8 protein-coding genes are annotated in these 13,147 nt (G+C 56.6%); 4 read left to right on the forward strand and 4 right to left on the reverse strand.

From position 1 onward, the window contains the following. Window positions 1–2: 2 nt before the first annotated feature. Together VM554_02340 and VM554_02345 are read right to left on the reverse strand one after the other, a co-directional pair. Window positions 3–3,167, reverse strand: a complete 3,165-nt coding sequence (locus VM554_02340; protein HVJ07198.1) for a multidrug efflux RND transporter permease subunit — start codon at window positions 3,165–3,167, stop codon at window positions 3–5. Window positions 3,168–3,170: 3 nt separating this feature from the next. Beyond that, the gene (locus VM554_02345) at window positions 3,171–4,337 is read right to left on the reverse strand and encodes an efflux RND transporter periplasmic adaptor subunit (protein ID HVJ07199.1); all 1,167 of its coding nucleotides are present in this window, start codon (window positions 4,335–4,337) and stop codon (window positions 3,171–3,173) included. A gap of 401 nt (window positions 4,338–4,738) precedes the next feature. Between VM554_02345 and VM554_02350 the strand changes: the two genes are divergently transcribed. The 4 genes from VM554_02350 to VM554_02365 all read left to right on the forward strand — a co-directional run bounded on the left by VM554_02350 (window position 4,739) and on the right by VM554_02365 (window position 9,000). Next, a complete protein-coding gene (locus VM554_02350; protein ID HVJ07200.1) occupies window positions 4,739–6,394 on the forward strand; it encodes a 4Fe-4S binding protein in 1,656 nt (551 codons plus the stop codon). After that, entirely contained in the window at window positions 6,391–6,885 is a 495-nt protein-coding gene (locus VM554_02355; protein ID HVJ07201.1) for a DUF6599 family protein, read from the forward strand. Before VM554_02350 ends, VM554_02355 begins: the two co-directional genes overlap by 4 nt. Window positions 6,886–6,956: 71 nt before the next feature. Continuing rightward, window positions 6,957–7,958 carry a DUF362 domain-containing protein gene (locus VM554_02360; protein ID HVJ07202.1) on the forward strand — a complete coding sequence of 334 codons (1,002 nt, stop codon included), beginning with the start codon at window positions 6,957–6,959 and terminating at the stop codon, window positions 7,956–7,958. Between the two features lie 10 nt (window positions 7,959–7,968). After that, window positions 7,969–9,000 carry a DUF362 domain-containing protein gene (locus tag VM554_02365; protein ID HVJ07203.1) on the forward strand — a complete coding sequence of 344 codons (1,032 nt, stop codon included), beginning with the start codon at window positions 7,969–7,971 and terminating at the stop codon, window positions 8,998–9,000. A 15-nt stretch (window positions 9,001–9,015) separates the two neighbouring features. Here VM554_02365 and VM554_02370 read toward each other — a convergent pair whose 3' ends face one another. Together VM554_02370 and VM554_02375 are read right to left on the reverse strand one after the other, a co-directional pair. Then, complete coding sequence (locus tag VM554_02370) at window positions 9,016–9,666, reverse strand: UdgX family uracil-DNA binding protein (GenBank protein ID HVJ07204.1); 651 nt, start codon at window positions 9,664–9,666, stop codon at window positions 9,016–9,018. 224 nt (window positions 9,667–9,890) lie between these two features. Next, entirely contained in the window at window positions 9,891–13,076 is a 3,186-nt protein-coding gene (locus tag VM554_02375; GenBank protein HVJ07205.1) for a multidrug efflux RND transporter permease subunit, read from the reverse strand. Window positions 13,077–13,147 lie beyond the last annotated feature (71 nt).

The raw sequence follows: 13,147 nt of genomic DNA on the forward strand, positions 1-13,147 counted from the left end.
GATTATGCCTCTGTCCCCGAATGCGCTTTGGCCGGGGCCGCACTCTTCCGCTTCGATGTGCTGAAGATCTTCTCCTTCAATCCCTCCGCCAACACGTAGAGCAGCGGAATGAACAGTGTTCCGACGGCGGTCGCGACGAACATTCCAAAACAGACTGCGGTCCCCAGCGAATGACGGCTGCCTGCGCTTGCTCCCTTTGCGGTGACGAGGGGAAAAACTCCTAGGATGAAGGCAAACGAAGTCATCAGGATGGGACGAAAACGTAGCTTCGCGCCAGCGATAGCAGCCTCAACGAGCGTCAAACCTTTTTGCTCATATTGGGCTTTCGCAAACTCCACAATCAGGATCGCATTCTTCGCCGCGAGGCCAATGATCATGATCAGGCCAACTTGTACATAGACGTCCATTGCCAAGTGGCGTATCCAGATAGCGAGCAGCGCACCGAGCACGCCAATGGGAACACCCAGCAATACAGAGAACGGAACGGCCCAGCTTTCGTAAAGAGCGGCTAGAGAAAGAAACATAAAGGCTACAGCCAGGAGAAGGATGGGACCCTGCTGGCCTGCAGACTCCTTTTCCTGGTATGCCGTTCCGGTCCAACTAAATCCGGTTCCTGCAGGCAGGCTCTTCGCGAGCTCTTCCATAGCTGCAATTGCCTGGCCGGAGCTATATCCCGATGCACCCGCGCCAGTGATCTCCGCCGCGCGATAGATGTTGTAGCGCATGATTGTATCCGGCGCGGTAACGGATGTAGATGTGACAAGCGTACTGAGAGGAACCATCTTTCCGGCGGCACTCCTCACGTAGAGTCGGCCCAGGTCATCGGGTGAGGAGCGATATGGAAATTCGGCTTGCACGTAGACGCGCCAGATTCGTCCATAGAGGTTGAACTGATTGACATAGTAGCTACCGAGATACGTTTGCAGCGTTTGAAAGACGTTGTTCAGAGGGATGCCAAGAGACTTTACCTTGTCCCGATCGACGTTGAGTTGCACCTGCGGGACATTGGGTCGGAAGGTGGTGAATACGTTCGTCAGATCCTTTCTATTACTGGCAGCGGAAATAAATTGATCGGCAGTATTCGCGAGGAACGAAATATCGCGACCGCTCTGGTCCTGTAACTCAAACGAGAATCCACCTGATGCTCCCAGGCCGCTGATTGCTGGTGGATTGAAGACCAGGATGGAAGCTTCCGGAAAGGCTGCAAACTTCTTACTCAACTGGCTTATGATTACTGGCGAAGTTAGTCCTGCAGCATCTCGTTCCGACCAATCTTTCAGGTTCACAAAGATCGTTCCCATATTGGAGCCGTTGGCGCCGCTTAGTAGGCCGAAGCCCGTGAGCGCGGTGACACCTCGTACGCCAGCGGTGTGCAGGAGAATATCCTCGGCTCGATTCATCACCATCTGGGTGCGCTCCAGCGAGGCCGCGTCTGGGAGCTGGACGTTGATTAGGAAATAGCCCAGGTCTTCGGAGGGCAGGAAACCGGTAGGCACTTTCATGCCAAGCATTCCGGTTAAGACGTACAAACCAAGGAGGACAAGCACGGCGACGGGAGCGAAGCGGATGATGTGGCGGTTCGCGTCCACATATCCGTTGGTTGCACGCGCGAACAGATTATTGAAGACACGGAAAAATGCCCCGAGTGGGCCGTGCACTTCTTTCCGCGGACGCAACAACATCGCGCACAAAGCAGGAGTGAGGCTGAGGGCGACCAGTGCGGAGAGCGAGACAGAACATGCCAGCGTAAGTGCGAACTGCTTGTAGAGCTGCCCGGTAATCCCACCGAGAAAAGCAACTGGAACAAATACAGAACACAACACGATTGCGATGCCGATGACTGCGCCCGAGACTTCGTCCATAGCTTTTATAGTTGCGTCCAGCGGACTAAGTCCTTCTTCGATGTGCTTCTCTACGGCCTCGACGACCACAATGGCGTCGTCGACCACAAGACCAATCGCCAGAATCATTGCGAAGAGAGTCAGCAGATTGATAGAGAACCCCAGCGCGACGAAAGCTGCGAAGGTTCCCACGAGGGAGACCGGAATCGCCAGCATTGGAATCAGCGTGGCGCGAAGGTTGCCGATAAAAACAAAGACCACAATCGCGACTAACCCCATCGCTTCGAAGAGAGTCAGAAGTACATCCTTGATGGATGCAATGACAAACTGCGTTGTATCCAGTGCGATATCGTAGCGAAGCCCAGGTGGGAATGCCTTCGACAGTGTAGCCATTTTTGCTTCAACAGCTTTGGCCACATCCAGAGCATTCGCATCGGGCAGTTGATAAACCAATATCGAGGCGGAAGGCGTGCCATTGTATTTTGCGGATGACTGGTAATCCTGCGCCCCGAGGTCAATGCGGGAAACATCTTTTAGCCGCAGTACGGACCCATCAGGCCGGGTACGAATGATGATGTTGCCAAATTCACTTACATCTGTGAGGCGGCCTTCTGTATTGGCCGAGTATTGAAACAATTGGCCATGCGGCGCCGGGGGCAAGCCGAAACCTCCTGCTGCTGCCTGAACATTCTGGTCGTTTATGGATTGAATGATGTCGCTGGAGGTAACTCCGAGCTGTGCCAGCTCATCAGGTTTCACCCAGAATCTCATGGCGTAATCACGCTTGCCGATGGCCATAGTGGCCTGTCCGACCCCGGGAAGCCGGCCAAGCTCATCCGTAATAAAGACGGTGGCATAGTTGCTTAAAAAGGTTGAGTCGAAGGTTCCATCCGGTGAGGTGAGCGTGATGATTAAGACGATGCTCGTGGATCTCTTCAGAACAGTGACGCCAGATTGAAGAACTTCGCTGGGCAGGGAAGGATTTGCCTGGTTGACACGATTCTGCACATCGACGGAGGCGATGTCTTTGTTCGTGCCGACCTTGAAAGTGCAGGTGAGGTTGTAGCTGCCATCGCTGGAGCTTCGCGACTGCATGTAGAGCATGTTCTCCACGCCGTTCACCTGCTGCTCAATGGGAGCCGCGACTGTCTGTTCTACAGTTTCCGCATTCGCTCCGGTGTACACAGCGGAGACCTGGATGGTCGGTGGCGTGATCTCAGGATATTGAGCGATGGGCAGGCTGATAATACTGACCCCGCCTGCAATGAGGATGACCAGCGAGATAACAATTGCGAAAACGGGATGATGGATAAAGAATCGGGCCATGACTTACCCCTTGTTGTCGCTGGCTGACCTTTGAGGCTTGACCGTCATTCCGGGTCTCACCTTTTGGAGACCCTGCACAATTATGTTTTCGCCGCCCTGCAGACCCGAATGAATGATTGCGTATTGTTCGTACTCGCCATCCGTGGTTACTGTCTTCAGGGAGACCTTATTGTCCTTGCCAACTACCATCACGCCCTTTGTGTTTAGCGTTTCCGATATCGCCTCTTTCGGAACTAGAACCGCATTCGCTCTCTCTTCGCCAATAAACCTGACTCTCGCAAATTGGCCGGCACGTAGCACGCCCTCTCGGTTCGGGAACTGTCCGCGCAAGGCAAGCGTTCCCGTCGTGGGATCTACCGTGCTATCCGCAAAGTTGATGAAGCCCGGATGCAGGAACGGATGGTTATCGGCCAGGATCAATTCCAATGGAATTTTTCCTACCGATGCAGTTTCCAGCTCCGGATGCCGTCTCCGGTAATCCAGGTAATTCGCTTCTGGGATGGAGAAGTACACATAAATTGGATCGTAAGAAGAGATCGTCGCAAGCAGGGTGTTCTGGCCCTGACCCACGAGATTTCCCGGTGTGACGATAAGCTTCCCGATAATTCCATCGATGGGTGAACGAATGGTGGTGTAACTCAGGCTGAGCTTTGCGTTATAGATATTCGCCTGGTCTGCCTGGATCGCCGCCTGATATTGCGCCCGGGCCGCAACCGAGCTGTCCAAATCCTGGGCCGGCGCTGCCTGCTGCTCTACAAGGGGCTGAAGGCGCGCTACGTCCTGCTGGGCTTTCAGGAGGTTGGCCTGATCCTGTGCAAGTTTGGCCTGAGCGGCATCCAGCGCGGCGATGTATGAGGCTTGCTCAATCTGGCAAAGAACCTGGCCGGTCCTTACGCGGCTGCCTTCCTTGAAATACACTTTTTCCAAAAAACCGGCGACGCGCGCTTCCACGTTTACCGTGTCCTTGGCCGCGGTCTGTCCAGGAAACTCACGATAGATAGGAACAGTCTTTACCTCGACCGTGGCGACGATGACCGCTGGCGAAGGCAGTGCACTGGGTTGCGCATTCCTGGTGTGGCAACCGGTAGCGCAAATCAGAAAAAAAAGTGGATAGATCCCTAAAGAATATGAGCCCCGGAACCCCTTGCTGATGCTCGGCAGTGCCCTCATACTTGCGCCCCCGATACGGAACCAATTATGCGGACAGGCGGCTTCTATAACGTGCTTCCCCGGAGTAGAAAGCCGCGAATCATAGTGTCTGCCCCGCGGTGAGAGAGCGATAAGGGCAGGCTCAGAGCGTTAAATTATGGCGAATCCATCATCGCTAAGTCAAACGTTAGGCGGATTTTCGCGGCGGATTTTCGTTCGGTCCTGCGAGCCGCAAAGGCGGTTTCCCCTCGGGATTCGTCTATGGAAATTGTTCCAACCAGAACTCAGTGATGACCGTCACTGTCGAGTGCTGCTTTCCGGGCCGATCATCATCGACACTCCTCGTTTGAAGCTTCGGAGTGCTGCCTGTCCGGTAGCCATCCTGTGTTGCGGAGAAATAAATCGTTGCTCGGAGGCCTGTTGTGAGTCGGGGGCTGACCGTCAAGTTGCGTCGTACCTCGCAAGCGCTGTTCTTCCTGCTCTTCCTCTTCCTTCTGTTTCGAACTGAGCTGAAGGGAGCGTTGGGCGCGGGTAGCGACATCCACTTGCGCTCGCCGGTGCGGCTGTTTTTTCTTCTCGATCCTCTCGTGGCCATCTCCAACGCGCTTGCCACCCATGCGCTCTATAGAGGGCTGGTTGTCAGCCTCGTGATCCTGATTCCGACGATGTTTCTGGGTCGCTTCTTCTGCGGCTGGATCTGCCCGATGGGATCCTTGAATCATTTTGTAGGGAATCTCAAGTGGTACACCAAGCGGGGAAAGAATCTCGTCCAGTCGAACCGCTATAAGCCATGGCAGACGACGAAGTATTTTGTCCTGGCCGTGGTGCTGGTTGCAGCGTTTTTTGGTACAGCTTTGGTAGGCTGGTTCGACCCCTTCAGCCTTCTGGTGCGCTCCCTGGGCCTCTCCATTCTTCCGGCGTTGAATTACGCGGCAAATGGGGTCTTCCTGCCCCTGGAGCACGCGCACATCGACTGGCTTGCATCCACGGCGGGCACGATTCATGGCACATTGCGCACCTCACTGCTCAGTTTCAAGCAGCCCATGTTTTTGCAGGGTGCGCTCCTGGGTTTCCTGCTTTTACTACTGCTTGCGTTGAACCTGCGGATCACCCGCTTCTGGTGCCGGGCTCTCTGCCCGCTGGGCGCTTTGCTGGGAGTGACCTCACGCTGGTCGATCTTTGGTCTTCATAAGGATCCTTCGACGTGCAATCAATGCAATCGCTGCGAGATGCATTGCCAAGGCGGCGACGATCCAATTGGCGGGGTGCCATGGCGCAAGGCCGAGTGCCACATGTGCATGAACTGTGTCGATGCGTGCCCGCATGGAAGCCTGCAGTTCAAGTTCTTCCGCAAGGGAAACGAAGTCGCCGGAACCAGCCTGGATCGCCGCAAGGCAATCACGGGGCTGGCGGCAGGCGCACTGGCCGTGCCGCTGCTGCGATCTACTCCGGGATTGGCCAAGGGGCGCGACGAGCACCTGATTCGTCCACCTGGCGCCCTTGATGAGACAGACTTTCTCTCGCGCTGCATTCGCTGTGGCGAGTGCATGAAGGTGTGTCCGAACAACTCGCTGCACCCCACGTTCACCGAGGCAGGTATCGAAGGTCTCTGGTCGCCGATGCTGCAGCCCAGGATCGGCTATTGCGAGCCGAGTTGCGTGTTGTGCTCAGAGGTGTGTCCGACCGGTGCGATCTGGAAGATCACTCCCAGGGAGAAGGGCTGGGTTGTCGGCGTCGAAGGAGGGTCGAATCCTATTCGACTCGGCACGGCTTTCTATGACCGCGGGCGCTGCCTTCCATGGGCGATGGCTACGGACTGCATTGTGTGCGAGGAGTGGTGCCCGGTTTCTCCCAAGGCCATTTACGTTCAGGAGGCCGAGGTTATCGACTCGCAGGGCAGCGTGAAGAAGCTCAAGCAGCCGCATGTGGATCCGAAGCGCTGCGTGGGCTGCGGCGCGTGTGAATACGCATGTCCGCTGCAGGAGCACCCCGCCGTGCATGTGACCAGTATAGGAGAGAGCCGCTCCAGCGCAAACCAGATTTTGTTAACAAGAAAGAATGGAAAGGCGAAATCGTGAAGCAGCGAGGGATGTATCAGAAATTTGCAATCATAATGATGGCGTTGGTGGCCCTGGCGGGTGTGGGATGCAAGCGGAAGCCGGTGAACCCGTTCCCCCCGACCAATACCGTCTCCGGGTGGGAGAAGGTTGGGGATACACGAACCTTCACTGCGGACGATCTGTGGCAGTACATCGACGGCGACTCCGAGCGGTATATCCAGGCGGGTGTAGTCGATGCTTCCAATGCCGATTACAAGTTCAAGGGTACGATCGAGGCTTCTGTCGACGTCTACACGATGTCGAAGGCGGCCGGTGCGGAAAAGATCTTCAATGCCGATCCAGCAGCTGATTCCAAGAGCGTTTCTGTAGGAGACAGCGCGCGCCAGTATGCGCAGAGCCTGATTTTCCGTAAGGGACGGTACCTGGTGCGCATCGTCTCGTTCACCACCACGCCGGAGCTCGGAGATGCGCAGATGGCTTTGGCACATGCTATCGAGGCAAAGCTGTAAATGCTGGCAGAGGACGCCGGTTGCCGACAGGGAAGCAGGGCAGCCGCCATCCACAAAAGGAGAGTGGGGAGATGGGTAGCGACAACATGACAAACCGCAGAGATTTTCTCAGGACAGCAGCCGTCGGCGCAGCAGTTCTAGGTGCGGAAGGCAAGATCGCGCTCGCCAAAGCCGCACCGGACACCGGCAAATCCAAGGTGGTCCTCGCCACGGACCAGGACCTTCGGGGACAAGGCGCGCTTCCTGACGAGCAGCGGGTGTTGAAGCTGCTGGATCGTGCGATGCTCGCCTACGGAGGCCACTCCGCCGATTCCTGGAGGCGCTTTGTGCACAGTGGCGAGAAGGTCAGCATCAAGGTCAACACCATCGCGGGCAAGGGCATGTCCACGCATGTGCCGCTCGTGCTGGCCATCTGTGAGCGTCTGCAGCAGGCCGGCGTCAAGGCCGGCGACATTATCATCTGGGACCGCACGAATCACGAATTGGAGAGAGCCGGCTATACCATCTCCACCGATCCCAATCGTGTTCGCTGCTTTGGCACGGATATGGCTGGCATCGGTTATGAAGAGGTACCGGAGAACTTCGGCAGCGTCTCCGTCAAGCTCTCCAAGATTCTGACACGCAACTGCGACGTGATGATCAACGTACCTCTGCTCAAGGATCACGAGGGTGCGGGCGTTACCCTCGCGATGAAGAATATGTATGGCGTTGTCGAGAAGCCCAACGCCTTGCACGGCGGGGGATGTAATCCCGCGGTAGCGGACCTGAACATGGTCTCCACGATTCGGCAGAAGATGCGGCTGACTGTGCTGGATGCCATGACAGGGCTCTACAACGGTGGTCCCGGCTTCCGGCCGGAATACACATGGCCCCACAACTCGCTGCTGATTGCGCAGGACCGCGTGGCTCTCGACTACACCGGCTGGCAGATCATTGAGAAGAAGCGTGCGGAGAAGGGGTTGAAGACGCTGGCGGATGTGGGCCGTCCTCCCGCTTATATTTCTACCGCCGCGGATGCGCAGCATAAGCTTGGCACCAATGATCCCAGGCAGATTTCGCTGATGGAAGCGTAGGAGCACGGCCATGTCGGAGTCTGAGCAGAACAATCCGGTGAGCAAGCCGAAGCCCGAATCGGCAGGCGTGGAGTCTTCTCTCAGCCGTCGCGAAGCCCTGCTCCAGATCCTGAGATTAGCTGGAGCGGGAGCAGGGACTGCCGCGCTTGCCGTGTGGCTGAGCGAGCACAGCGAAAAGCCCGTCTCTGCTATTGCCGCCAACCGCATGCGCGATCATAGCGTCGCGAGCGATGTGCGCTGGCCTGTACTGACAGTGGTGCAGGGCGGTGAGCCACCGGTACTGGTTCAGCGTGCGCTGGCGAATCTTGGTGGAATTTCGCGGTTTATTCGCCGCGGAGAGAACGTGGTCCTAAAGCCCAACGTGGCCTGGGACCGCACCCCTGAGCAGGCAGCGAATACCAATCCTGAGCTCGTGGCCGAGGTCGTGCGGCAATGCTGGCAGGCCGGGGCGAAAAAAGTGATTGTCACCGACGTCAGTTGCAATGATCCTCGCCGCTGCTTCCAACGCTCGGGAATCGAGGAGGCGGCAAAGCGGGAAGGCGCCGAAGTCATTCTGCCCGATCCGGCTCGCTTCCGTGAGGTTAACCTGGGTGGCGATGTGCTGCAGAACTGGCTGGTCTTCGAACCGTTTCTGAATGCCGACAAGGTCATCAACCTGCCTATCGCCAAGCATCATGGATTGACCGGCGCGACGCTGGGGATGAAGAACTGGTATGGCATTCTTGGTGGCCAGCGCAACCGGCTGCATCAGCAGATCCATCAAAGTCTGGCGGATCTTGCTGCATTCATGCGGCCTACTCTGACGATGATGGATGCATACCGTGTTCTGCTGCGGAATGGACCGACCGGCGGCAATCTCGAAGATGTCTCTGTAAAGAAGACCTTGATCGCCGGGACCGACCCGGTGGCCCTGGATGCCTACGTTGCCAAGGCCTACTGGAATCTGGACAGCGATCAACTTCCCTATCTCAAGTTGGCGAGTGATAAAGGCTTAGGTACGGTTGAGTTTGAAAAGGTTCACACTGTCGTCAGCACGGTTTGAGAATGGATGCCGCTATCAGGCGGCTTTCTCCCGCACCAGCGCCGCCACCTTGGTCAAGTCTCGTATGAAGCTCTCCAGCTCGCGTCGCCTGTCCTGGTCCCCGGTGATGCGAAGAACTGCGGAAGGGTGAATGGTGATGAAGATCGGCGGCAGCCCCGCTAGTTGCATCACGTCACCTCGATGCTCGGTGATGCGATAGTCGCGCCCGAAGAAGATCTGAGCGGCGGTAGCCCCCAGGCAGATGAGTAAGCGGGGACGTATCGCTGCAATCTCCGCTTCCAGCCAGGGTTTGCAAGCCTGCATCTCCAATCCGCGGGGCTTCTCGTGGATGCGCCGCGAACCTCGTGGCGTCCACTTGAAATGCTTCACGGCGTTGGTAAGGTAGACTCGGTCGCGATCGATTCCAGCCTCGCGGAGGCAATGGTCCAGCAGGCGTCCGGCGGGGCCGACGAATGGCCTCCCTCCCAGATCCTCGTGATCGCCGGGTTGTTCGCCGATGAAGAAGAGGGATGCACCCGAAAGTCCTTCACCAAAAACAGCTTGGGTGGCACGCAAATACAAAGCGCAGCCATGGCAACTCTGAACCGCTTCTTGGAGCGAGCCCAGGCTGCGATCCCGCGGAAGATACTCCGCGGCGGAATGGGGGGAGCGATTCGTTTTGGTCACTCTTGTGCGATGCGCCCAGGTTACGAATAGGTTAGTTGGATCGCAATATCTTCACGTCAGGCAACTCGAGGGAATTTTGCGGTTAGGAAGAGTGAAGTGGTTTCTTGAAGCCATTCTTGGAACCGTGGGTAGCACGAAAGACGATCGACAGCGTGTGTGAAGACAGACAAAAAACGGGCAAGGGGCCGTAGTGGCCCCTTGCCTGTTTGAAACAAGTACTGTGTCTAATCGGAACTGGTGCTCATCTCCAGAGACTGTGGTGCCGAAGTATGACGGCTCAATTTGCTGAGCAGCGTCTTCAGCAGGACATAAAGTACCGGGATGAAGAAGAGATTCAGAACTGTGGATACGAGCATGCCGCCGACGATGGTGGTGCCCACCGAATGACGTCCCAGCGCGCCCGCACCCGTTGCAAAGACCAGTGGGAGAATACCGAGGATAAACGCGAACGAGGTCATGAGAATTGGCCGCAGTCGCAGTTCGGCAGCTTCCACCGCCGCATCGGGGATCGATCGACCCTTTGCCAGCAACTGCTCTGCAAATTCAACGATGAGAATCGAGTTCTTCGCCGATAACCCGATCAGCATCACCAATCCGATCTGGCAATAGACATCATTGGACAGACCGCGAAGTGCGACCGCGCCCAGCGCGCCCAGAATAGCCATGGGGACGGCGAGCAGAATGATGAAAGGAAGCGCAAAACTCTCATATTGCGCTGACAGCGTCAGATAGACGACGAGCAGGCCCAGACTGAAGATGATGATCGTCTTACCGCTGGATTCTATTTCTTCCAGTGCCAGAGCTGTCCAGGAGTAGCTCATGCCCTGCATCATATTTGCCTTGGCAAGCTCGGCCATGGCGATCAATCCCTGGTTGGAGCTGTAACCCGGAGCCGCTGATCCATCGATCTCCGCCGACCGGAAGAGATTGTAGTGATTGATCACCTGCGGTCCCGACGTATCCGTGACGGAAACGAGGTTATCGAGGGGAATCATCTGGTTCGCATCAGAGCGGACATAAAATTCGCGCAGGTTGCGGGCGGTCATCCGGAAGGGCTGATCCGCCTGCACATAGACGCGATAGGCGCGGTTATTGAAGTCGAAATCGTTGACGTACTGGGAGCCCATGTACACGTTGAGAGCCGTGGTTACCTGCGAAAGCGGTACACCCATGGCTTTGGCCTTCTCGCGGTCAATGGTCACCAGAAGCTGCGGATCGTTCGCTGTATAGCTGGTGAAGAGGTTTGCCAGATCCTTGCGCTGGCGGCTGGCAGCGACAATCTGGTGCACCACCCGGTCGAGGTCGCCGAGCGTGTTCTGCCCCAGGTCCTGGAGCTCAAACTGGAAACCGCCAAAACTTCCAATACCCTGGATGGCAGGTGGTTCGAGGGCAACGACGATTGCTCCGGGAATCTGCAGCAGCTTCGGCGAGATATCCTTCACGATGTCTGCTGCGGAGTGGCCCTTCCCGCGGCGGCTCTGGCTTGGCATCAGATTCGCAAAGATCAATCCTGAATTCGGCGCGCTGCCGGAGAAGCTAAATCCACCTACAGCAAACGCACCCTGGACATCATGGTTCTGCATGAGGACGGCAGTGGCCTGGTCCGCAATTCGAGTGGTGTAAGAGAGCGAAGCGCCCTGCGGAGCCTGAATCACAAGGATTAGGTAGCCCTGGTCTTCCTGCGGAACGAAGGATGTTGGCACGTGCTGATATAGATAAGCGGTGCCGCCGAGCCCCGCAAAGAACAGGATCAGCATCAGGAAACGAAGCCGGAGCACAACATGAATGGCACGGCCATAGCCGGCGGAAATATCGCGGATGGCGGTATCGATGAACTCCGCAAAACGGCGATAGGCGCGTGAGAGAAAACCGATGTGGAGAAAGTCCAGTTGGGTGAACTTGGCCTCCTCGCCGCGGAGCAGCATGGCAGAGAGAGCAGGGGAAAGCGTCAGTGCATTAAAGGCGGAGATGGCGATCGCAAAAGCAATGGTCAGGGAAAATTGGCGGTAAAGGATGCCCGTTGTTCCGGGGAAGAAGGACACGGGGATAAACACGGAGATGAGGACGAGTGAGGTTGCAATGACAGCGCTAGTCACCTCGGCCATGGCAACCGATGTCGCAGCATGAGGGTTCGTATGGTCGACCGAGATGTGGCGCTGCACATTCTCGATCACCACGATGGCGTCATCCACCACCAGCCCTGTCGCCAGCGTGATTCCAAAGAGCGTAAGAGAGTTGATGGAGAAGCCAAAAAGCTTGATGAAGGCGAAGGTCCCGATAAGCGAAACCGGGATGGTGACCGCCGGAATGATGGTTGCGCGCCAATCCAGCAGGAAGAGAAAGATGACGATGATGACGATAACGATGGCTTCGACCAGCGTCGTCAGAACTTCGTGGATGGAGTCACCGACAACCGTTGTCGAATCGAACGCGATCCTGTACTCAAGCCCTGGGGGGAACGACTTTGACAGTTCTTCAAGAACTGCCTTTGCCTTGCGGTCTACTTCCAGCGCATTGGCATTGGAGAGTTGCTGGACGCCAATACCCATGGCATCGTGACCGGAGTACTTGAGGTCCGAGGAGTACGTCTCTGCGCCAATCTCGGAGTGGCCTACATCCTTCAGCAGGATCAGTCCATTGGGCGTATTGCGAATAATGATCTTGTCGAATTGCGAGGGGTCCGTAAGCCGTCCCACCACACGCACTGAGACTTGAAAATCCTGCTTGCCATTGTTGGGAGGCTGGCCAAGCTGACCGGCAGCTACTTCAACATTCTGCTCCTGCAATGCCGCGGTCACGTCTCCGGCGGTAAGCCCACGCGCAGCCAGGCGGTTGGGGTCAAGCCAGATGCGCATCGCATACTTGCGCTCTCCAAAGATCATGACATCGCCAACACCGGGGACGCGCTTCAACGTGTCCCGTACGTAGACGTCCAGGTAATTCGAAATAAATTCGTTGGAATAGCGCTGATCGCGAGTGAAGAAGCCAGCGCCAAACACAAAATTGTTGTTGGACTTGGTGATCGTGATGCCGGTGCTGTTCACTGCGGCGGGCAGGCGTCCCTGGGCTGAGGCAACACGATTCTGTACGTCGACCGCTGCAATGTTGAGGTCGTAGCCAGTCTGGAAAGTGGCGGTGACGGAGCTGGTGCCGTCGTTGCCGCTCGTCGAACTGATGTAGCGCATTCCCTCGACGCCGTTAATCGATTCTTCCAGTGGAATGGTCACTGCCGATTCCACCACTTGTGCATTCGCGCCAATGTAGTTGCTGGTCACGGAAACTTCCGGGGGAGCCAGCTGGGGATAGAGAGAGATTGGCAACGTGGGGATACATACCGCGCCCGCAAGGATAATCAGCAGCGCGCAGACGGTGGCAAAGATCGGCCGATGAATGAAGAAATCAACGAACAAGGGGCAATTCCTCTCGTGTAAGCGGGGCCCTGGTATGTATCCCGCCCGGATTCGATTTCAGGAGGCCTGTG

Origin of the sequence: Acidisarcina sp., assembly GCA_035539175.1 — a bacterium.
Classification (GTDB): Bacteria; Acidobacteriota; Terriglobia; order Terriglobales; family Acidobacteriaceae; genus JANXZS01.